Origin of the sequence: Myxococcus sp. AM009, assembly GCF_013372605.1 — a bacterium.
GTDB classification, from domain to species: Bacteria; Myxococcota; Myxococcia; order Myxococcales; family Myxococcaceae; genus Myxococcus; species Myxococcus vastator.
On sequence record NZ_JABXEP010000027.1, the window covers coordinates 26227 to 47501 of the forward strand.

At 71.9% G+C, this 21275-nt stretch carries 23 protein-coding genes; 7 read left to right on the top strand and 16 right to left on the bottom strand.

Translation table 11 applies throughout. From position 1 onward, the window contains the following. Window positions 1–7: 7 nt before the first annotated feature. Together HV824_RS09490 and HV824_RS09495 are read left to right on the top strand one after the other, a co-directional pair. Window positions 8–1378 (top strand): FAD-binding oxidoreductase, encoded by a 1371-nt coding sequence (locus tag HV824_RS09490; protein ID WP_176423128.1) that lies wholly within the window; start codon window positions 8–10, stop codon window positions 1376–1378. Continuing rightward, window positions 1375–2112 (top strand): SDR family oxidoreductase, encoded by a 738-nt coding sequence (locus HV824_RS09495; protein WP_176415707.1) that lies wholly within the window; start codon window positions 1375–1377, stop codon window positions 2110–2112. Before HV824_RS09490 ends, HV824_RS09495 begins: the two co-directional genes overlap by 4 nt. A gap of 14 nt (window positions 2113–2126) precedes the next feature. Here HV824_RS09495 and HV824_RS09500 read toward each other — a convergent pair whose 3' ends face one another. From HV824_RS09500 to modA, 11 genes are all read right to left on the bottom strand, one after another. Continuing rightward, window positions 2127–3164, bottom strand: coding sequence for an MBL fold metallo-hydrolase (locus tag HV824_RS09500; RefSeq protein ID WP_176415706.1), 1038 nt, complete (start codon window positions 3162–3164; stop codon window positions 2127–2129). A 145-nt stretch (window positions 3165–3309) separates the two neighbouring features. Beyond that, window positions 3310–4407 carry an NAD(P)/FAD-dependent oxidoreductase gene (locus HV824_RS09505; protein WP_176415705.1) on the bottom strand — a complete coding sequence of 366 codons (1098 nt, stop codon included), beginning with the start codon at window positions 4405–4407 and terminating at the stop codon, window positions 3310–3312. A gap of 81 nt (window positions 4408–4488) precedes the next feature. Then, window positions 4489–5775 (bottom strand): AMP-binding protein, encoded by a 1287-nt coding sequence (locus HV824_RS09510; protein ID WP_176423129.1) that lies wholly within the window; start codon window positions 5773–5775, stop codon window positions 4489–4491. After that, window positions 5772–6053, bottom strand: coding sequence for an acyl carrier protein (locus HV824_RS09515; protein WP_176415703.1), 282 nt, complete (start codon window positions 6051–6053; stop codon window positions 5772–5774). Before HV824_RS09515 ends, HV824_RS09510 begins: the two co-directional genes overlap by 4 nt. Continuing rightward, entirely contained in the window at window positions 6046–6621 is a 576-nt protein-coding gene (locus HV824_RS09520) for an isoprenylcysteine carboxyl methyltransferase family protein (protein WP_176423130.1), read from the bottom strand. Before HV824_RS09520 ends, HV824_RS09515 begins: the two co-directional genes overlap by 8 nt. Beyond that, window positions 6615–7697, bottom strand: coding sequence for a type III polyketide synthase (locus HV824_RS09525; RefSeq protein ID WP_176415701.1), 1083 nt, complete (start codon window positions 7695–7697; stop codon window positions 6615–6617). The genes HV824_RS09520 and HV824_RS09525 overlap by 7 nt, the downstream gene beginning before the upstream one ends. Before the next feature lie 175 nt (window positions 7698–7872). Beyond that, window positions 7873–9471: an MXAN_6640 family putative metalloprotease gene (locus HV824_RS09530; protein WP_176423131.1), complete on the bottom strand. Its 1599-nt coding sequence runs from the start codon at window positions 9469–9471 to the stop codon at window positions 7873–7875. Then, window positions 9468–10418, bottom strand: coding sequence for an HmuY family protein (locus HV824_RS09535; RefSeq protein WP_255207894.1), 951 nt, complete (start codon window positions 10416–10418; stop codon window positions 9468–9470). Before HV824_RS09535 ends, HV824_RS09530 begins: the two co-directional genes overlap by 4 nt. Before the next feature lie 719 nt (window positions 10419–11137). Beyond that, the gene (gene modC / locus HV824_RS09540) at window positions 11138–12208 is read right to left on the bottom strand and encodes a molybdenum ABC transporter ATP-binding protein (RefSeq protein ID WP_176415698.1); all 1071 of its coding nucleotides are present in this window, start codon (window positions 12206–12208) and stop codon (window positions 11138–11140) included. Then, entirely contained in the window at window positions 12205–12858 is a 654-nt protein-coding gene (modB, locus tag HV824_RS09545; protein ID WP_368670833.1) for a molybdate ABC transporter permease subunit, read from the bottom strand. The genes modC and modB overlap by 4 nt, the downstream gene beginning before the upstream one ends. Window positions 12859–12878: 20 nt before the next feature. Continuing rightward, window positions 12879–13637, bottom strand: a complete 759-nt coding sequence (gene modA / locus HV824_RS09550) for a molybdate ABC transporter substrate-binding protein (RefSeq protein WP_176415696.1) — start codon at window positions 13635–13637, stop codon at window positions 12879–12881. 96 nt (window positions 13638–13733) lie between these two features. On the opposite strand from modA, the gene HV824_RS09555 reads away from it, so the two are divergent. Both HV824_RS09555 and HV824_RS09560 read left to right on the top strand, forming a co-directional pair. Beyond that, window positions 13734–14255: a MarR family winged helix-turn-helix transcriptional regulator gene (locus HV824_RS09555; RefSeq protein WP_176415695.1), complete on the top strand. Its 522-nt coding sequence runs from the start codon at window positions 13734–13736 to the stop codon at window positions 14253–14255. A 117-nt stretch (window positions 14256–14372) separates the two neighbouring features. Next, on the top strand, window positions 14373–15911 hold the full coding sequence (locus HV824_RS09560; RefSeq protein ID WP_176415694.1) for a trypsin-like peptidase domain-containing protein: 1539 nt from the start codon (window positions 14373–14375) through the stop codon (window positions 15909–15911). Here HV824_RS09560 and HV824_RS09565 read toward each other — a convergent pair. Continuing rightward, window positions 15892–16533 (bottom strand): YdcF family protein, encoded by a 642-nt coding sequence (locus tag HV824_RS09565; RefSeq protein WP_176423133.1) that lies wholly within the window; start codon window positions 16531–16533, stop codon window positions 15892–15894. The genes HV824_RS09560 and HV824_RS09565 overlap by 20 nt on opposite strands. 95 nt (window positions 16534–16628) lie before the next feature. Between HV824_RS09565 and HV824_RS09570 the strand changes: the two genes are divergently transcribed. Further along, entirely contained in the window at window positions 16629–17015 is a 387-nt protein-coding gene (locus HV824_RS09570; protein ID WP_176415753.1) for a hypothetical protein, read from the top strand. A gap of 117 nt (window positions 17016–17132) precedes the next feature. Further along, window positions 17133–17684 carry a hypothetical protein gene (locus tag HV824_RS09575; RefSeq protein WP_176415692.1) on the top strand — a complete coding sequence of 184 codons (552 nt, stop codon included), beginning with the start codon at window positions 17133–17135 and terminating at the stop codon, window positions 17682–17684. 24 nt (window positions 17685–17708) lie between these two features. Here HV824_RS09575 and HV824_RS09580 read toward each other — a convergent pair whose 3' ends face one another. Continuing rightward, complete coding sequence (locus tag HV824_RS09580; RefSeq protein ID WP_176415691.1) at window positions 17709–18563, bottom strand: endonuclease/exonuclease/phosphatase family protein; 855 nt, start codon at window positions 18561–18563, stop codon at window positions 17709–17711. 215 nt (window positions 18564–18778) lie between these two features. On the opposite strand from HV824_RS09580, the gene HV824_RS09585 reads away from it, so the two are divergent. After that, entirely contained in the window at window positions 18779–19060 is a 282-nt protein-coding gene (locus tag HV824_RS09585; protein ID WP_255207895.1) for a hypothetical protein, read from the top strand. A gap of 38 nt (window positions 19061–19098) precedes the next feature. Here HV824_RS09585 and HV824_RS09590 read toward each other — a convergent pair whose 3' ends face one another. From HV824_RS09590 to HV824_RS09600, 3 genes are all read right to left on the bottom strand, one after another. Then, complete coding sequence (locus tag HV824_RS09590; RefSeq protein ID WP_176415690.1) at window positions 19099–19719, bottom strand: MXAN_6652 family MXYO-CTERM-anchored protein; 621 nt, start codon at window positions 19717–19719, stop codon at window positions 19099–19101. Window positions 19720–19791: 72 nt separating this feature from the next. After that, a complete protein-coding gene (locus HV824_RS37950) occupies window positions 19792–20529 on the bottom strand; it encodes a TetR/AcrR family transcriptional regulator (RefSeq protein ID WP_176415689.1) in 738 nt (245 codons plus the stop codon). Next, window positions 20510–21184, bottom strand: coding sequence for a DUF4336 domain-containing protein (locus tag HV824_RS09600; protein WP_176415688.1), 675 nt, complete (start codon window positions 21182–21184; stop codon window positions 20510–20512). The genes HV824_RS37950 and HV824_RS09600 overlap by 20 nt, the downstream gene beginning before the upstream one ends. Between the last annotated feature and the right edge of the window lie 91 nt (window positions 21185–21275).

Here is a 21275-nt window from a genome sequence, read left to right on the forward strand (position 1 = left end):
TTTCGCGATGAAGTCACGGGAGTCCTGGGGGCGTTACCCCCAAGTCGAACAACGCACGCACGCCCTGGCGTGGCGCTCGGACGCGCTGCCCAGGAAGGACGTCAGCCTGCTGCCCCACGGACTGGGGCGCAGCTACGGCGACTCGTGCCTCAACGCGGATGGCACGCTGCTGCTCACCACGGGGATGGACCGCTTCATCGCCTTCGACCCGGCCACGGGCGTGGTCCGTTGCGAGGCGGGCGTGTCGCTGGACACGATTCTGCGCCTGGCCGCGCCGCGCGGCTGGTTCCTTCCGGTGACGCCGGGCACCAAGTTCGTGACGGTGGGCGGCGCCATCGCCAACGACGTGCACGGGAAGAACCACCACCGGGGTGGCACCTTCGGCCGCTACGTGCGGCGCTTCGAATTGCTGCGCTCGGACGGCAGCCGCCGGGTGTGCGCGCCGGATGAGAATCCGGACTGGTACGGCGCGACGATTGGTGGCCTGGGTCTCACCGGCCTTGTCACGTGGGCCGAGGTGCAGCTCAAGCCCATCAGCAACCCGTACGTGCTCCAGGAGACGGTGCCGTTCGGGAACCTGGAGGGGTTCCTCGACGTGGCCCGCGCGTCGGAGAAGGACTACGAGTTCACCATGGCGTGGGTGGACTGCCTGGCCCGGGGCAAGAAGCTGGGACGGGGGCTCCTGTACCGGGGCAACTTCGCGCCGCCGCAGTTCGACGGGCTGCCGCTGGCCAAGAGCCACCTGTCACACGGCGTGGGGCTGGCGGTGCCCATGGACATGCCGGCCTTCTGCCTCAACCGGCTGTCGGTATCCGCCTTCAACTGGCTCTACTACCACCGGCAGAACGGCAAGCCGAAGCAGCGGCTGACGCACTACGACCCGTTCTTCTACCCGCTGGACGCCATCTACGGGTGGAACCGCATCTATGGCCGGCGCGGCTTCCTCCAGTTCCAGTGCGTGGTGCCCTACGCCACCGCGAAGGACGCGCTGAAGGAAATCCTGGAGCGCAGCGCGCGCGGCGGACTGCCCAGCTTCCTGTCGGTGCTGAAGACGTTCGGTGACATTCCCTCGCCGGGGTGGCTGTCCTTCCCGCGAGAGGGCGTGACGCTGGCCATGGACTTCGCCAACCGCGGCGAGAAGACGTGGAAGCTGGTGGAAGATTTGGACCGGCTGACACGGCAGGCGGGCGGCGCGGTGTACCCGGCGAAGGACGCCCGGATGAGCCCGGAGCACTTCGCGGCGTACTTCCCGCAACGTGAGCGCTTCATGCAGTACGTGGACCCGTCGTTCTCCTCGTCATTCTGGCGGCGGGTGAATCCGGCGTCCCTGCCCTCTTCCCTGTCCGCTGACCTTCTTTCCGAGATTCGCTCCCCATGAAGAAAGTGCTCGTCCTCGGCGCCACCAGCGCCATTGCCCAGGCGACGGTGCGGCTCTTGGCCGCGCGCGGGGCCTCGCTGTACCTGACTGGCCGCAACGCGGCGAACCTCGACGCGGTGACGAAGGACGCCGCCACGCGCGGCGCGGCCAACGTCGCGTCGCAGGTGGTGGACCTGAACGACTTCGACACCCACGAGGCGCTGGTGGAGGCCGCGTACACGGCGCTGGACGGGCTGGACGGCGTAGTGCTGGCGCACGGCGTGCTGGGTGACCAGGCAGAGGCGCAGCGCTCGTGGACGGCGACGGAGGCGGTGCTGCGCACCAACTTCCTGAGCGCGGTGTCGCTGCTGACGGTGCTGGCCAACCGCTTCGAGGCGCAGAAGGCCGGCACGCTGGTGGTGATTTCGTCGGTTGCGGGCGACCGCGGCCGGCAGAGCAACTACGTGTACGGCGCGTCGAAGGGCGCGCTCAACGTCTTCCTCCAGGGCCTGCGCAACCGGCTGATGAAGTCCAACGTCGCGGTGGTGACGGTGAAGCCGGGCTTCGTCGACACGCCGATGACGGCGCACCTGCCGAAGAACAAGCTGTTCGCCTCGCCGGAGAAGGTGGCGCGCGGACTCTTGAGCGCGGCGGACTCGCGGAAGAACGAAGTCTATGTGCCCGGCATCTGGGCGCTCATCATGCTCATCATCCGGACCATCCCGGAGACGGTGTTCAAGCGCATGAAGCTCTGAGCAGGCGTGCCCGCTCAGTCCAGCGCGGGCACGTCGCGGCCCTCGCCGAAGCCCAGGGCCCAGAAGCGCGGCCGGACGGGCTCGCGCGCCAGCAGCCACAGCAGATGGTACTTCGCCTCGTCCTGGCCATCCAGCGCGAGCGCGAAGGTGCCGTAGTGCATGGCCACCGACGTGGCCGAGCGCAGCACCTTGTGCGCCCGCAGGGCCTCCACCGGCCCCATGTGGACCGGACGGAACGCCGTGGGCCGGTAGGCGCCAATGGGCAGCACCGACAGCCGCATGGGCCCGAAGCGCTCGGCCATCATCGCGAAGTGGGGACCGAAGCCCGTGTCGCCCGCGAAGAACACCGGCCCGCCAGACGTGGAGAGGACGTAGCCCGCCCAGAGCGTCGCCGCGCTGTCGGTGAGCCCGCGATTGGAGCGGTGCTGCGCCGGCACCGCCGTCACCGTGCGGCCCGGGGCCACCTCCGTGGACTTCCACCAGTCCAGCTCCACCACGTGCCGGAAGCCCTCATCGTCCAGCAGCGCCTTGTTGCCCAGCCCCACGATGAAGCGCGGCTGGTGCGCCGCCTCCAGGCGCCGCAGCGTCGGCAGGTCCATGTGGTCATAGTGGTTGTGGCTCACCACCACCACGTCGATGGGCGGCAGGTCCTCGAAGCGGATGCCCGGAGGCCGCACGCGCTTGGGGCCGAGGAAGGGCACCGGGCTCGGACGGTCCGAATAGATGGGGTCCGTCAGCAGGTTGAGCCCGTCCGCCTGGACGAGCACGGTGGCGTGGTTGATGAACGTCACCCGGAGCTGTCCCGGCCCCACGCGCTCCGGAGGCGACTTGCCCGGAGGTGCGTCCTCGTAGTCCCGCCACGGGCCACGAGGCCCCTTGCGGAGCGCCTTGAAGACCTCGTCCGGACTCAGGCGCTTGACGGGCTCCAGGTTCTGGAAGTGCTCACCGTCGAAGTGCTCCGTCACCGGCCCCTGGTGACGCGGACCGGCGAACAGACACCCTCCGAGCCACGGCACGCCCAACAGCAACAACACCGATGCGAGCCTCGACATGCGTGCGGCGCTCCCTGCGAGACACCTCGGAAGACAGCCCGCGCGGCCCAGGCCCGATTCCGTGTCCCAGCCCGGCAGTGGACCGGGTTCAGGCTCGGCCGGCAACCGGGAATGCACGCGCCCGAAGCGGCCACCGCCCCCGCCCTCACGTCACGATGGCGTGCAGGACGCGCTCGAACAGCCAGGGCGTCTTCCCCAGGAGCCGCACCACGGGGCGGCGAAGCCAGGGCCGTCGCGCCAGCATGAGCAGCGCGCCCGTCGATCGGGAGTACTTGCCAAAGACGCGCTGGAAACACTGCTCGTAGGGCATCAGCGCCTCGCGCGTGGCGCCATGCATGAGCGCTTCCGGGAGCAGGTTCCCCAGCGACTCCGCGCACACGAAGGCCAGCGACAGGCCCTCTCCGGTGATGGCGTCCACGTAGCCCGCCGCGTCGCCCACCAGCGCGAAGCGGTCGGCGATGCGCGCTCGGGACACCCGGGCCAGCGGCCCCGCGCCGCGCGGCTGGGAGTCCGGCTCCGCGCCAGAGAGCCGCTCCGACAGCCTGGGGAAGCGGGCCAGCAATGCCTCGAAGCTCACCCGCCCTTCCACCACACCGCCCTCCCAGAGGAAGGCCAGGCCCACGCGCCGCGCGCCCGCGGGCGTCACGTAGGCCTCCACGCCCTGCGCGAAGTGAATCTCCACATAGGGCGTCCACGGTGCGAGCTGGAAGTGTCGTCGCAGGCCGAAGCGGCGCGCTCCCGTGGGCTCCACCTCCAGGCCCTCCGCGCGGCGCAGCGGTGAAGCCAGCCCGTCCGCGGCCACCAGCATGGCGGCCTCCACCGGGCCCTCGGCCGTATGCAGCACCACGCCCTTGCCATCCCGCTGATGGGACAACACCTGCGTGCGCTCGCGCAGCTCCACGCCCACCGTGCGCGCCCGCGACACCAGCGCCGTGGCCAGCGCCACGCGCCGCACGCCCAGCGCGCCCTTGCCCGGGAGCAGGCCCTCCGCAGTGCTGCCATCTTCCTGGACGTAGCGGATGCCCACGAAGGGATGGCTGCCCTGGTCGTCCAGCAACGGCAGCACGCCCAGCCGCTCCAGCACCGCCATGCCGGGAGGCAGCAGCCCTTCACCACAGGCCTTGTCCACCGGCGCGGTGCCGCGCTCCAGCACCACGGTGTTCAGCCCGCGCAGCGTGGTGGTGATGGCCACCGCCAGCCCCGCGGGCCCTCCACCCACCACGGCGACGTCATACCGCTTCACGGCGTGGACTCCTCCGGGACTCGCGTCCCCATGACGGCGGGTCTCACGCCGACGCCGGCACACGCCACCCGGCCCGCGACGTCACGTGTCGCTCTCCGCGCGCACCATCGCCAGCGCGCTCTTGGCCATCTCCACCGCCAGCCCCACGGCCCCGACCTTCTTCGGCGGCGCCAGCTCCTCGGCCAGATAGCGGCGCAGCGCCTCGGCGCGGCGCAGCTTGCCGCTGGACGTGCGCGGCAACGTGCCTGGCACGAGCAGCCGCACGGCGTGAGGCCGCACGCCCGTCGTCTCCACCACCGCCGCGCGGATGCGCTCCTCGACCACGTCATCCGCCTCCTGTCCCGCGCGCTCCGCGAGGATGAGGAGCGCCTCGTCCTCGGCGCCTTCGGGCGTGAAGCCCAGCGCCACCGCGCAGCCCATGCGCACGCCCGCCACGTTCTGCAGCGGCTCCTCGAACGCCTGCGGCGCGTGGTTCGCGCCTCGGATGATGACCACGTCCTTCGCCCGGCCCGTGAGGAACAGCTCGCCCTCCGCGATGAAGCCCAGGTCGCCCGTGTCCAGCCAGCCATCCCGCGTCAGCGTCCGGTCCGTGGCCTGCGCGTCCGCGAAGTAGCCGGCCATCAGGGACGGCCCCCGCGCGAACACCTGGCCCACGCACCGCTCCGCGAGCACCTCGCCCGTCTCGCCGCGCACCTCCACCTCGAAGCCCGCCACGGGCCTGCCCACGCTCACCAACGCACGCGCGCCCTCCGCCACCCGGCCTTCCCGCGCCAGCAGCGCCTCGTGCGTCAGCATCACTGGCTTCGGGTCCACCGTGGAGCCGGACGAGAACTGGATGAGCCCCAACGCCTCGGGCCGCACGGGGGCCTCCAGCGCGTCGTCTCCTCTCGACACGTCATCCACCGTGTGGCAGCCCAGCCGGGGACGCGCGCGCTCCACGCTGGGCCCCAGCAGCAGCCGCACACGGGAGTCCGTCAACACCATCACCGAGCCCGTCACCTGGAGCATCCGCGAGGTCGCGCGGTGATACTCCTCCAGCCGCCCCAGCCGCACCGGCGGGTACAGCGGCACCGGCACCGCGCCGGCGAGCAACGTGCCGAAGAAGGCGTCCATGAAGGCCGGCGAGGTGGGCAGCAGCAACGCCACCCGGTCACCCTCGCGCACGCCCAGCCGGGCCAGCCCCGCGGCGGTGCGCTTCGCCCGTCGATACACGTCCGCCCAGGGCATGAACACCTCGCGCTCGGACGCGTCCACGAAGGTGAGCCCCAGCGGCGACGAGCGCCCGGTGTCCGCGAGCGCCGCGTTCACCGTCAGGTGCCTGGGCGGAGGCAACGCCGGGCCCACCAGTCGCGCGCCAGCGCCCTTCACGGCAGGGCCTCCTCCGGCAGGGGCTCCACCGGAGCCGCGACTCGCTGCGCCACCAGCTTCGCCAAATCTCCCACCGTGCGCACGCCCTGCGCGTCCTCTTCGGACAGGCGGATGCGGAAGCGGTTCTCCAGCCCCACCGCCAGCACCGTGAGGCCCAGGCTGTCCAACTGGAGGTCGCGTATCAGGTCCTGCGAGGGCTCCACCTCGCCCTTCCACTCCAGCTCCTCGGTGACGATGCGATGAATCTCCGTCATGACCTCCAGTTCGCGTTCAGCCACGTGGCACCTCCGGAATGAAACGAGGGCGATGGGAGAACGCCTGCGCGTACACCTCACCCAGCGCCGCCTCTTCCGCGCGAATCCGCACGTAGAGCAGCGCCGCATTACCCACCGAGAAGGCCAGCGCCGTCCACCATGCGCCGTGGATGAGCGGCACACACGCCAACTCCAACACCACCGCGACATAATTGGGGTGGCGCAGGAAGCGATAGGGCCCGCCTGTCACCGGCGCCAGCCCCGGCACCACGATGATGCGCGAGTTCCACCGGTCGCCCAGCGTGGCGATGGCCCAGTACCGCAGCCCCTGCGCCACCACCGCGCCCGCCAGCGCCACCCAGCCCCACGCGCCCGGGAAGCCGCGCCGCAGCAGGAACACCTCCGCCACGCACGCCACCAGGAACAGCGTGTGGAACACCACCATGAAGCGGTAGTGCCGCTGCCCCGTCTCCACCCCGCCGCGCGCGAAGGCCCGGGCGGCGTTGCGCTTGGAGAGCACCAGCTCCACCAACCGCTCCACGACGAGCGCCGCCATGAAGCCCAGGAAGAGGGCCTGCGTGGAGGTCACCATCGCAGCAGCACCATCTCCGCGCCGAAGCCCGGGCCCATGGCCATCATCACGCCCCACTCCCCCGGCCGCGCGCGCACGGACTCCAGCGTCTCGCCGAGCACGAAGAGCACCGACGCGGAGGAGAGATTGCCCACCTCGCGCAGGGAGGCCCACGAGCGCTCCAGCGTCGAGGGCGCCAGCTCCAGCGCCTCCTCGAAGGCCTCCAGCACCTTGGGCCCGCCGGTGTGCGCCACCCAGTGCCGGATGTCTTCGCGCTTCAGCCCGTGCTGCGCGAGGAAGCCGTCCACGTTGCCCCGGATGTGGTCCTTCACGAGCCCCGGCACCTTGGCGGACAGCACCACCTTGAAGCCGGTGTCCACCACGTCCCAGCCCATGATGCGCTCGGTGTCCGGGTAGAACACGGACCGCGACGCCACCACCCGCGGCCCTCGAGCCCCCGGAGCCGCGGCGCCACGGAGCACCGCGCACGCCGCGCCGTCGCCGAAGAGGCCGGACGCGATGATGTTCGGAATGGACAGGTCCTCGCGCTGCAACGTGAGCGAGCACAGCTCCACGGCGATGACGAGCGCCGTGTGCTCCGGAAAGCCGCGCAGGTAGTCCGCCGCCCGCGCCACGCCCGCCGCGCCCGCCACGCAGCCCAGACCGAAGAGCGGCGTGCGCTTGAAGTCCTCGCGGAAGCGCACGCGGTTGGCCAGCCGCGCGTCGATGCTCGGCGTGGCGATGCCCGTCACGGTGACGAAGAAGACGTGGTCCACCTCCCCGGGCGTGAGCTCCGCCGCGTCCAAGGCCTGGCGCACCACCGTTTCACCCAGCTCCGTGGCCGAGCGAATCCAGGCGTCATTGCGTTGCTGGAACGTCACCAGCGGTGGGTAGGCCTCCAGGGGCAACGCCAGATGCCGGCCCCCCACCTGGACGGCGCGGTGCAGGTCCTCCAGCCGCTCCAGGTTGAAGTGGCGCGTGGCCCACAGCTCGCGGAACGCGGCGATGAGCTGCTCCTGACTGGCGTAGTGCGGCGGGAGTGCCCGCCCCACGGCACGGATGGAGGGCGAGCGGTCCTGGCCTGAGGCACTGAGCATGGCGTTCCCGAATCATTCGCGTCGGTGGAGAGTGGACGCTTAATCGGAGATAGCGTCCAACGCGATACGGGATGTTCCAGCTGACGCCTCCCGCACGGACCGCGCCTGTCCGACTGTCACGCGGATGACGCACACGGTCGTCGCGGCCGGCGCATTCCTGGGGAACGAACCTTGCTCAACGCCGGATGAAGGCCGCCCCCCACAGCAGGAGCAGCGCCCACGTCAGCCCGCCCGGTGCCGACGAACAGCCGCCCTCGTCACCCCCACGGTCCAGGTCGCCTCCAGGGCCTCCGGCGCCCCCTCCATCCGGCGCACCGCCCACGCCACCGTCCGGGGCGCCTCCCGGCCCACCGTCGGCCCCACCGTCCGAGTCGTTCCCAGTGCCCGCATCCGCCCCACCATCCGGGTCAGGCGGTGGCACGGTGGCGCAGGGCGCGCCGGAGTCCTCCCCGGAGATGCACAGCCGCCCATAGCGGCCCAGGCCTTCGCGCCGGCCGTCCACAACGGCGACGATGACGTGCGTGGCGGCCTCGGCGTCCACGCGAGCGGACAGGGTCCCCACGCCATCCGCCCGCGCGACGCGCAGCACCTGCGTCGGTGTCACCGCGGCCACCAGCAGGTGGATGGAGGGAGCCTCCTCGCCCTCGGTCGGCACGAAGGAGGCGGTGACGGAAGACGTCCCCCCTTCCACCTCGAAGTAGCGCGTCGACGCGGCCGCCACCCGCACGGACGGCTCCGACACCGGCAGCGTGCGCGGCGCGACGGTCAGCGGCGCATAGCCCTCACCACTCGCATACCCCGCGCCGCGCGCCCGGCGCGGCCCGGTGGCCAGGTTCCACAGGGCGAACTCGGCGAAGGCGGTGTCGAAGTCCGCGCCCCAGTCGCGCCGCAACGCCGTCTCCACCAGCACCGGCCAGCGGACCGACGGCGTCACGACGCTCTCCTCCCACAGCGAGCGCACCACCCCATCCCCGAAGCGCTCGCCCAGGAACTGGAAGTAGATGCTCGTGCCATAGCTGAAGGACACCGCCGGCCCCTCCGGGTCCAGCGCCAGGGTGCGGTCCGGACGTGACAGGTACGCGGCGGTGAAGCGCTCCAGGTCATCCAACGCGGGCCGGTAGCGCTCACTGGCCCAGACCGCGGTGCCTTCCGACGCCACGCTACCCAGGCCCGGGTGATAGGCGGCCTGCACGGCGTGGAAGAACTCGTGGCTGGCGAGGATGTCCACGGCCTCGCCGTAGGACGGGTAGCTGTAGCCCGCGAAGTCGTTCTCCTGGAGCATGTGCCCGGTGCAGCGCGACGACGTCTCCAGACAGCCGTCCAGCCGGAAGGCTCCGTCCGCGATTCCGCCGAAGTCCACCAGGTACACATCGAAGCGGCCGTCACCGCCGTTGTCGCTCCCCACCCAGCCGTCCTCCAGCGGCAGGCGGAAGCCCAGCCCTTCATAGAAGACGGCGACGCGGTCATACGCGGACGCGACGGTCTCCACCGCGTCCGGAACGCCGCTCCCGTCCGCGTCCGCCGCCGGCACGGCGTTGGAGCCCGAACGGGAGAAGTGGATGCGGAAGCGCCCCCCAGGGGACACGACCGACTCCACCGCCTCGCCCTCGTCGAAGCGCGGAGGCATCGCCGAGGGCGAGGTGGGGCGCGCTCCCGCTTGCAGTCCCGCTTCCCACGTCACGAACGCATCGTGACGCTCGTGCGGTTCACGCGGGGCCTGCTGGACAGGTCCACACCCGAAAGGGAGCAGCAGGAGCAGCGCCCGGAGCTTCATGGCAGGAAGGCCCACTTCACGCGGAGCTGCCCCGAGCCGCTCGGCGTCCCCGACGGCAGCTCATTCGTCGCGTCGCAGTGCTCCTGCACGGCCAGCTCATAGTAGGACGTCACCTCGAACTTCACGTGGCGCCCGTCGGCCAGGCGGATGATGAAGACATCCCCCGTCATCCGCACGCAGCCCTGGTAGGCCCAGAAGCTGCTCAGCGCCATCGTCGGCCCGGAGAGGCCCGAGTTGTCCGGGATGAACTCGCACGTGTCGGTGTACCAGGCGTCCGACTGGAAGGTCAGGTCCTCGGGCACGGACGTCACGGTCTCGAAGCGGGTGCCCGTGGGCAGCCGCGCCACGCCAATGCAGGACGGGCCGGACGTGCCGCCGTTCACCCGGATGTAGTAACGGCGGAACGCGACGTCCCAGCCGTGGTCGCCCAGCGACGTCTGGTCGTCGATGTTGACCCGGGACAAACCCTCGGGCGTGAAGCGGGCGTAGGTGTAGGACTGGTTCACCGTGAGGCCACCCGCGCGGGCGTCGATATACGAACGGAACTCGCCCTCCGAGGCCTCCTCCTCGTACATCGCCGTCGTCGACGGCGTCGTGAGCAGGTTCAGCCGGTCGATGCTCTGCTCGCTGCAGGGCACGTCGCTCTGGCACTGCGGCTCCGTGCCCGCGTCCGGCTCCGTGCCCGCGTCCGGCTCCGTGCCCGCGTCCGGCTCCGTTCCCGCGTCGGGCTCCGGCTCGGTGCCCGCGTCGGGCTCCGGCTCGGTGCCAGAGTCCGGCGTCGGGTTCGTCCCGGAGTCCGTCTGTCCGGCGTCGGGCACCGGGGTGGGGTCCTCATCGGATGAACCACAGTTCACCAACAGGGCCAGCGCCATCGCCACGGCGGCCAGCACCCACAGGCCCTGCTTGCCGGCCTTCGTGTGCATCGTTTCTTCGGGGTGAGTCTTCATCAACGGCCCTTTCCCTCGGGTGGTGCGGAGCCGGAGACCACCGATGGCCAGGACAAGACGCACACGGCGCTGTGCCATTCCGGCCCCCACGCGCGACACCATAATTGATAACGATTCTCATATTCAATATTTGATCCACGAAATCATCATCTGGGTGGGGCGCCCAGGCCGGAATTGACCGCGGCCCTCACCAATCCCCTCATGCGGTGGTTCGCGAAGCGCGACGTGCGCGAGCGCTCCATCGCAGCCTGGTGGGGCGCCCCGCCCGCGCTGGCGGCGATTTCTCCGCGCGATGCCGCCGGAGGGTTCGCCTACCGCGGCGACGCCATCGCTCAGCCCTTTTGCGCCGCGCCATGAGGCGAGGCGCCCCGAGGGCCGGGGCGCACCCGGGCAGCTCGCTGTTCGGAAATGTCGGGAGATTTCGCGGCGCAAAACCCCCGACATTTCCGAACAGCGAGTGACGGGAGTGGCTCCGGCCGACCCTCCGCGGGGGCCCCTGGGGTGGCCGCGCGGTCCGCTCCGCATGAAGTCCGCCACGGTGGTGATGGCAGCCGCGCGCCTTGCGCCCCCGCGCGCATGCACTCCCACGCGAACCGCTCTGTCCTGCTGTCGCTCCTCCTGCCCTGCCTGGCGCTCGCTCAGCTCACGGACGACACGCCGCGGAGGGCTCGCCCACTGAGGCAACTCCGCCGCTCAGCGCATCTGTGCTGCGCGATGAGTCAGCGCAGCCGCCGGCACGCGGACGTCTTCACCGCCAGGGACACCCGCGCGCCGGGCGCCACGCCCAGCTCACGCACCGACGCGGACGTGAGCCACACCACCCAGCGCACGCCCGCCACCTCCACGATGGCCGCGTCCTCACCCGTCGCCACGGGCTCCACGTCCACCACCGTGCCCGTCAGGACGTTGCGCGCGGAGACGCCCGTCAGCGGTTGGATGGACAGCAGGATGTCCGCGGCCGGCACGGCATAGGCCGCACGCGTGCCCGGCGCCAACGCGGGCGAGTCCGGCACCCACAGCGACAACCCACCCCGCACCCGAAGCCGCAGCCCTCCGCCGTCCGGGCGCTCCAGGACGCCTTCGAGGATGTTCTCCTCCCCTTCCCCTTCACCGGCGAGCAGGCCTCGCGCCGCCGCGCCCAGCACTTCGGCCGCGGGCCCGGCCGCGCGGACCTGTCCCTGGTCCAGCAGCAGCGCCTCCCGCGCCAGCACGCGCGCCTCGCCCAGCTGATGCGTCACGTACAGCATCGGCACCCGGGACTCGTCGCGCACGCGCAGCAGGTACGGCAGCACCCGCTCTTTCAGCGCCACGTCCAGCGCGGCGAGCGGCTCATCGAGCAGCAACAACGCCGGATCCGTGGCCAGCGCGCGCGCCAACGCCACCCGCTGCTTCTCGCCCCCGGACAGCGTGGCCGGATAGCGGCGCAGCAGCGGCGCCAGCTCCAGAAGCTCCACGGCCTCGTCCACGCGAGAGGCCCGCCCCGGCCGCGCGCCGAAGCGCACGTTCTGCTCCGCCGTGAGGTGCGGGAAGAGCAGCGCGTCCTGGGGCACGTAGCCCATGCGGCGCTGTTCGGGCGGCACGTCGCTTCGGGCAGCGCTGTCCAGCAGCACGCGGCCCTCCAGCACCACCCGGCCCCGGGCGCCGCGCCGCAGTCCCGCGAGCACCTCCAGCAGCGACGTCTTCCCGGAGCCCGAGCGCCCCATCACCGCCACCGACGCGCCGTCCAGCCGCGTCCCCACCTCCAGCGTGAAGCGCGCCAGTGGCAACCGGATGTCCAGCTCCAGGCTCACGCGCGCACCCGCCGCCCGCGCCGCCGCGCCGCCGCCTCGGTCGCGAACACCGCCACGAAGGCGAGCAGCGCCGCCACGCCCGCCAGTCGCAGCGCCTCCGCGTCCCGCCCCAGCTGCGTGCGCTGGAAGATGGCCAGGGACAGCGTCTGCGTGCGGCCTGGGATGTTGCCCGCCACCAGCACCGTGGCCCCGAACTCGCCCAAGGCACGGGAGAACGCCAGCAGCGCGCCCACCAGCACGCCGCGCCAGGCCAGCGGCAACGTCACCCGGAAGAAGGCGCGCGTGCGCGAAGCGCCCAGCGTGCGCGCCACCGCCACCAGCCGCGGGTCCACCTCCTCGAAGCCCGAGCGCGCCGAGCGCACCAGCAACGGGAACGCCATCACCGCGCTCGCCAGCACCACGGCCTTGGGCGTGAAGACGACCTCCACGCCCCACGCATCCAGCACGCGCCCCAACGGACCGTTGCGTCCGAGCAACTCCAGCAGCACCAGTCCCACCGCCGTGGGCGGCAGCACCAGCGGCAGCGTCAGCAGCGTCTCCACCACGCCCTTGCCCGGACCGTCCCACCTCGCCAGTGCGTACGCGACCGCGAGCCCCGGCGGCAGGATGAGGAGCGTGGCCAGCGCCGCCACCCAGAGCGTGAAGGACACCAACGCCGTGACGCCCTCCATCAGGGAGCCCGCGCGCTGGGAGCGCCGAAGCCGTGGCGTGCGAAGACCTTCCGGGCCGCGTCTGACTGAAGGAAGCGCACGAAGGCCCGCCCGGCCTCCGGCGCGCCGCCCTTCGTCAGCGCCGCCACCGGATACACGATGCGCGGCGCGTCCTGCTCGGGCACCTGGAAGGCGACGCGCACGCGCTTCGAATGCGCCGCGTCCGTGGAATACACCACGCCCGCGTCCACGCGCCCCGTCTCCACCGCCGCCAGCGCGGCGCGCACGTCGAGCGCCGGGATGATGTTCGGCGCCAGCGCCGTCCAGAGCCCCGCCTTCACCAGCCAGGCCTTCGCATACACGCCCGCGGGCACCGCCTCCGGGTCCGCCAGCGACAAGCGCTTCAGCCCACGCAACCCGGCGGGTGATGACGGGGCTGACTTCGCGTCCACCGGCACCACCACCACCAGCCGGTTGGACAGCAGGTCCACGCGCGTCGAGGGCGCGACCAGGCCCGCCTTCTCCACCGCATCCAGCTGCGCCGTGTCGGCGGAGAGGAAGACGTCCGCGGGCGCCCCGGCCAGGGCCTGACGTGCGAGGCCACTGGAGGCCCCCAGGGAGAGCTCCACCGCGTGGCCCGTGGCCTGGGTGAAGACCGGCGCCAGCTCCCGGAGCGCGTCCGAGGTGCTCACGGCCGAGAACACCAGCACCGTGTCGGCCTGGGCAGACCCACCCGCCAGCAACGCGGAGACGGCACAAAGCAGGAACAGATGACGCATGGCGTAGCACCTCGCATATCCGGACAACCCGCGTTGCATTGTCGTCAGGTCAGCGTCCTTCTGGACAACAGATTGACCTGCCCATGCGGGGCCGCTATGGGATACTCCGTGTCACGGAAATTCCACAAAGAGGATGAAGACGTTTCCGAGGACCTGGAGAGGCTCCAGAACCTGCTCCTCGCGCTGGGCCGGCGCAGCTCGCTCCGAGACCCCATCGCCAACATGTGCGAGCAGCTCCAGTTCACGCCACCTCAGGTTCACGCCATCCTCTGGCTGGGTCAGGACGGCCCGCTCACCATGGGCGAGCTGGCGCGCCGGCTGGGTGTCACGGAGAAGACCGTCACGGGTGTGGTGGACCGGCTGGAGCGCCAGGGACACCTGCTGCGCGAGCGCAGCGCCACCGACCGCCGCGTCGTCCACTGCCGCCTGACGGAGGACGGCCAGTCGACCTGGGAGCGGCTCGACCGCGTGGTCGTCCATGGCATGCACCAGTTCCTGGGCATCCTCGACGCAGGAGACCGCAAGGCCCTCTTCCGCATCCTGGAGAAGCTGCTGAAGCGCATGGGCGGCGCCTCGCCCACGCCGGCCACGCCCGCGCCGCGTGAGCGCACGGGCTGACAGCCGGGCCCTCGGCGGGGCCCCCGTCCTCCAGGCTGCCTGACAGGCTTCATGTCCGGGGGGGCAGCCCCCCTGCGTCGCGCGGCGGTCGCAGCTTGCGACGGGGGGTGGAAGGCGATGACGGGACGCGCGCGCGGGGTGGCGGTAGGGGTGCTGCTGGGCCTGATGGCCTGCCGGAAGGACGCGGAGCAGTCGTCTCCCTCCACGGAGACCCCCGCACCGAAGCCGCCCGAGCCTCCCACGCTGCCCGCCGGACGCGCCGTGGCGCTCGCCTCCGTCGCGCCCCTGGTGGCGTCCGTGAGTCCGGCCGTCGTCAACGTGGAGGTGCGGCTGGGGGCGCCCACGCCCGGCGAGGCGAACGACACACCCTGGGGTGGTGGCGGCCCCTCGCCTTTCGGTGGCCCGCCGTTCGACGGCCTCCCTTTCGGCGACGCCCCCGAGGAGCCGCTGTCTCCCTTCGAGAGTCCCTCGCCCTTCGCGCCACCGGTGCGCGAGGGCATCGGCTCCGGATTCATCATCGACGCCAAGGGGCTGGTGCTCACCAACCACCACCTGGTGGCGGACGCGGAGGCGATACAGGTGCAGCTCGCGGACGGACGTGACCTGGAGGCGCGCGTGCTGGGCTCGGACCCGCTCACGGACGTGGCGGTGCTCCAGCTCGAACGCCTGGACGGCGGCAAGCCCTTGCCGGTGGTGCGGTTGGGTGACTCGGATGCGCTGCGCGTGGGGGACTGGGTGCTGGCCATTGGCAACCCCTTCGGCCTGACGTCCAGCACCAGCCTGGGCATCCTCGCCGCGAAGGCGCGCGACATCGCGGCGGGCCCCTTCGACGACTTCCTCCAGACGGACGCCGCCATCAACCCGGGTAACTCCGGCGGTCCGCTGTTCAACCTGAGCGGCGAGGTGGTGGGCATCAACACCGCCATCGCCGGCCAGGGCTCGGGCATCGGCTTCGCGGTGCCCAGCAACCTCGTCAAGTCGCTGCTGCCCCAGTTGGAGCAGAAGGGCAGCGTCACCCGGGGCTGGCTGGGGCTGATGGTGCAGGACCTGACGCCCGACCTGGGCGAGGCGCTGGGCGCGCCGGTGCAGGCGGGCGCGGTCGTCACCGACGTCACCGCGGAGACAGCGGCGGCCCAGGCCGGGCTGCGGCCGGACGACGTCATCGTCGCCGCGGATGGGCAGCCCATCGACTCGGCGGGCGCGCTCACGCGGCTGGTGGCGATGAAACCACCCGGCGCGGAGCTCACGCTCGCCCTCTACCGGGACGCGAAGAAGCGCGACGTGAAGGCGACGCTGGGCACGCGGCCCGACCTGGAAGGCGTCGCCGTGAAGGCGCCGGCCGTCGGGGGCTCGCAGCGCCCCGCCGAGCATCGCGTGGGGTTGAGCCTGATGGACATGGACCCGGCGCTGGCGGAGTCCCAGGAGCTGCCGCCCTCCGGCGCATTGGTGACGGAGGTGGCCCCCGCGTCCATGGCCGAACACGCCGGCGTGCTGCCGGGCATGGTGGTGGTGGAGGCCGCGAACAAGCCCGTGAACAACGCGCGGGACGTGGTGACGGCGCTGCGGAAGACGAAGCCTGGCGAGTCCGTGCTGCTCCGCGTGGCCCTGCCGGGTGGCGCGCTGGAGCTGCGCGCGCTCACGATGCCGGAGGAGTAGGCGCGCGCGCCAGCAGCACGCGGGGCCGCAGGAGCAGCGCGACGGCCTCGCGCACCGTCCAATAGATGCGGTCGAACGTGTCCATGTCGCGCGCGGTCTCCAGCGCCGGGCTGGTGGCCACCTCCCAGCCATACAGCCGGAAGCAATTGCGCGCGCGCAGCAGGTGATACGGGTCCGACACCACCACCACGCGCCGAGCGCCCAGCCCGCGCAGCACCTCGGCCGTGAGCCGGGCGTTGTCGTCGGTGGAGTGACTGCCCTCCTCCAGGACGCACGCCTCCGCCGGGACGCCCAGCCGCGTCGCCAGCGCCAGCATGGCGCGCGCCTCGGAGGGGGGATTCACGCCCACGCCGCCGGAGAAGACGAGCCGCGGGGCCACGCCGCGGTGGTACAGCGCCACCGCGTGCTCGGTGCGCGCGCGCAGCGCCCCGGAAGGCACGCCCCCGGGCAACACGCGCGCGCCCAGCACCACCAGCACGTCCGCGGGCGTGGCCTGCTCGCGCTGACCGAACCGGTCCACCACCCAGGCGAGGCCGAAGACGCCCCCTGTCAGCACGCCCGCGCCCACCAGCAGCAGCCGGGAGAGGCGCGCGGTGCGCGGGGTGAGTGACGTGGGCGGCACCCTCCGCACGCTAGCCTGAAGTCGTGCGCGGGGTGAGACGCTGGCCCGGGCGCACTGGACGTGGCCCCATGAGGTGCGCTCCAATCCCCCGGGTGATGACCCCTGAAGACGCGACGAAGGCCCTGTCGGACGTGGAGCTGGTGCCCTGCGCGGAGATGGCGCTGATGGACGCGCGGCGGCTGGTGGACGCTTGCCTGGGCGCGGAGGTGCCGGCGCTCGTGCATCGCGAGGCCTGCAGCAAGCCGGGCTGCAGCCCGAAGTTCCAGGTGCTGGTGCGCCCCGAGGACGGCCCTCGCGTGGCCGCCCTGCTCCAGCAGCGGTGGATGGACAGCATCGAGCGCGAGGGCCTGGTGCCCGTGGGACGCACCGCCGCCCCGGCCGCTCCCATCCCCGAGGACGGCGAGCCTCCCTGCCCGGCCTGTGGCACCGCCGCGCCGCTGCTGGAGGGCGCCTGCAGCGACTGCGGCCTCCAGCTCGACTGAAGGCCGAGCGGGCGCCAGCGGCTGTCACCTCCCCGCTTCGTCTCATGAAACATTCACAGCACAATGTGCTCTGCAAACCCAGACGTGGGGCGTCCGCGCCCCCGTGAAGGAGCGTGAATGGAAGTCAAAGGCGTCGCCTTCCTGGCCCGGCAACAGCTGATGGTGCAGACCCACGGGGAGGCGGCCTGGAAGGCGTTCCTCACCGACTTCGCGACGAGGGAGCCCTTCTTCGCCAGGCCCGTGATGCCGGTGTCGCGCATGCCGGCGGACGCGTTCCTCCGGCTCAACGACGAGCTGCTGGCGCGCTTCTACAACAACAACCAGAGCGCCTGGTGGCAGTTCGGCGTGAAGTCCGCCGAGTACGCGCTGGGCCAGGGCCAGCTCAAGGCGATGTTCAGCCAGGGTGACTTCCGGCGCTTCCTGCTGTTCACCCCCGGCATCTGGAAGGGCTACTTCACCGAGGGCGACCTCACCGTGCACCCCGGGCAGGGCCACACCGACCTGCACATCACCCAAGTCCCCCGGCCGCACCCCTACTTCGAGCTGTCCGTCATGGGCTTCGCCGCCGGCGGACTGGCGTTCCTGGGCGCGCAGAACCTCGAGCACCAGGTGCTCAAGGGCTTCACACGCAACGACAACGAAGTGCTGTACCGCTTCAACGTCGGCTGATGCCCGCGCCGGCCCGCGCCTCGTTCAAGGCGCGGTGCCGGTGGCCGTGCGCTCGGCGACCACGGGCACGGCTTCCGGCTTCAACCGCAGGTCCGCCACCACGGGGTAGTGGTCTGACACGTCCACGCGCAGCACCCGGCTGGCCACGGACGTGAAGGCATCACACGCCAGCACGTAGTCGATGCGCAGCGTGGGCAGGAAGAGCGGCAGCGGATACGTGCCTCCAGTAGCGGCGGCGACGTCATGCAGGGCCCGCCGCAGCAGCCGCGTGGAGCGGGAGTCTGGCCCGTCGTTGAGGTCCCCCATCAACACCTTGGGCCGCGAGTCCCGCGCCATCAACCCCGCCACGTACGCGCTCTGCCGCACGCGGGTGTCGCTGTTGAAGGGCCGGCGGATGAGGTGCGTGAGGTAGACGCTCACCTCGCGCCCGTCCACCGCCACCACCGCATGCGCCACCGTGCGAGGCTCCGCGCCGCGCGGCACCGGCAGCGGATACTGCGCCAGCGCCTCCAGCGGGAAGCGCGACAGCACGGCGATGCCGTAGGCCCCGCCGTACAAGTCCGTGGTGCGGAAGTGGGCGCGGTACGTCAGGCCGGTGAGGCGGGACAGCTCCTCCGTCTGGTCCAGGCCCCGCGCGCGGGTAGACCCCACGTCCACCTCCTGCAAGGCGACGACGTCCGGCACCGCGGCGCGAATCACGTGCGCCACGCGCTCCAACCCACGGGCGCCGGACTGGATGTTGAAGGTCATCACCCGCAGCTCGCCCGGAGCGCGCCGCACGGCGGCGACGGACTCGGTGGAGGCAAGGTGGCCAGGGCCGGTCGCACACGCGAGCGGCCCCAGCAGGAACAGGAGGGGGAGGAGGCGGCGAAGGCGCATGGTCGGCAGGGGCGCGATGTTAAGTCCCCCCGCGCGGCCTTGTCGCCTCGCCCACCCCGGCGCGTCCGGGAGGCAGCCGGCCGGGCGGGCTCTCCGCGAGCAGGGGGGCGAGCCCGTGTCCGCCCTCCACCGGAGGGTCCCGACCCGGGAGCCCGTCGGCGTCCGGTCCGGGCCACCCTTCCCCCTGCTCCACCCCGCGCCCAACCTGTTTCTTCATGAAAACGACACTGGCATCCGATTCGACTGGCCGGTCCCACTGGCGCGCCTGGGCGCTGGCAGCCATTCCCGCCGCCCTGCTGCCCGTGGGACTCCTGCGCTACCGGGCCCGGCGCCGCGCACGCCGTCCAGCGCCCTTGCGCAGCGCCATGGGCCTGGGGCTGGTGTCCGTGGCCATCCTGCGGCTGGCGGGCAACTCCCGGCGGAAGCTTCGACGGGTGCCGTCCTTCGCCGCCTTCCTGCCCGACGAGTTCACCGCCTCGGTGGCCTCCGGTCACTGACGGCGCTGTCGCGCCCGGAGGCCTCCTTTCAACGAGGCCTAGCGGCGACGGCGCAGGCGCGTGCCGAGCAGCACCAGGGCCGCGCCCAGCAGCGGGGCACCGCCCGCGGCGGCGCAGCCGCCCTCGTCGTCACCGCCGTCGCCACCACCGCCATCCGCCACGGTGACGTTGAGCGTGGTGGCCGCGGAGGCGTCTCCCTGCTCGGTGCCGTTGTCGTTCACCGAGTTGCCCGCGCCGTACAGGGTGACGCTGCCGGGGGTGGACGGCGCCACCAGGGTGAAGTCGAAGCGGGCCGCGCCGCCGGAGAACGCCTGGATGGTTCTGTGGGTGACTTCCCCGCTCAGCCTGATGGAACCCGTTCCCGGGGTGAGCGTGCCGCCGTTGTCGCTCACCGCCACGTTGTAGCCCGCACCGGAAGCCGGACCGCCCCGGATGACGAGCGTGTAGTTGCCGGTGGCGCCCGGCGCCAGCGTGGTGGGCCCCTCGATGGTCACCGTGGGCGCGCTGCCGCCGCCGGTGTGGCACGCCGCACAGGTGAGGCTCGAACCCTGCTTGCCGCTTTGGCCACTGATGCCCGCGGAGTTGGCGAACGCGGAACCGGAGACAAGGCACGCCGACACAACGCCGACCACTCCGAGAGATGCAAGGTACGACCGCATGAAGCCTCCAAAAAGGAACGACGGGAAGGAGGCCCTCTACATAGCGCGCCCGTCCCCCCCTTCACAGCCACCCTAACGGCCGCTACTGCGCAGCAATACCGCACAGGCCTCGTCACGAAGCTGAGACAAGGTGAAGCGCGCTCCCACACCGGAGTGCTCCAGTCCGGCCCCCAGGGAAAGCACCCCGTGCGCCACGGTCCAGGCCAGGTTGGCCAGCCGACGCGGCTGGAGCCCCGGGGCCAGCCGGCCCGCGCGCGCATCCGCCTGGAGCCGCGCCTCCAGCACGTCATTCAGCTGTCCACTCAGCGCCAGCACCCGCGCCTGGTGAGCCTCGGATTGCCGCCCCGTCAACTGTGGCCACAGGTAGACGACGCGGAAGCCGTCCAGGTCCTCCGCGTACAAATCCACCCGGGCCCGCACCAGCGCGGCCAGGGCCTCCACGCCGCTGGTCGCGGCCGTCACCGCCGCCTCCAGCACCTTCACCTCGCGCTCCAGCCCCTCCACCGCCAGCGCTCCCACGAGGTCCTCCTTGGAGCGGAAGTAGTAGAAAAGTGAAGGCTTGCTCAGGTCCGCCTCCGCCGCCACGGCCTCCAGCGTCAGCCCCAACCACCCGCCCCGCACCAACACCGCCCGCGCGGCGACGAGGATGGCCTGACGGCGCCCCTCCTGACGCCGCGCCTTGCGCGCCTCGCGCTCGGAGGGCTTGGAGCTGGGCGCCGATGCGGGGGTGGGCGCGGCGGGTGACGCGGCCGCGCGACGGCGGCCCGGCGCGGGCTTGCGGCCACCGCCGCTAGAGCCGGACGAAGGCATTCCGCACCGCCTCCCGGCCGCCCTGCTCCACCACGTCGCCGTGGCACACCACCACGCGCTCCACGTCCCAGGCCTGGGCCCGCGCCAGGGACGCGCGCACGGCCTCCCGGTCCTTGATGACGGCGCGGATCAGCAGGGACGGCGCCAGCCGCTGCCACGCGCCGCTCAGCTTCAGGTACAGGCGGGTGAACCACGAAGGCGTCCGGTGCACGTTGAACGCCAGGTCGGTGACGAACAACGTCTTGCTGGGGCGGTGGAAGAAGAGCAGCTCGTCCACCCTGGGCATCCCCTGGACGAGCACCTGGTCCAGGACGCCGGCCCAGCCGGCCTCGGCCGTGTCCCCCAGCTCCAAATCGATGCGAAGGTCCGGCCGCTTGCGCCGCAGCGCCGCGGGCGCGGCCACCTTCGCGTCCGGATAGGCCGCCGCCCAGTCCCGCACATACAGGTGGTGCATCAGGTTGGGCGCCACCAGGAAGCGCACCGGCCCGAGCGCGTCCACCGCCGCCCGCGCCTCCGGGCTGAAGCGGACGGGCGAGTGGAGCCACAGCCCCCCATCCGGCAGGCGGACGGCGGTCATCCGGCCTCCCAGGTCCATTCCCCCGATGCCGAACTCCACCGCGAGCACATGCACGTCGTCGGCCACCTGGCGAAACATGACTGCCTCCTGGATGCACATTCAACCGGAGCTCATTATTCTGACCATTGGTCGAAAAATGCAATCCCGTCCGGGAAGGACCCCTGCGTCC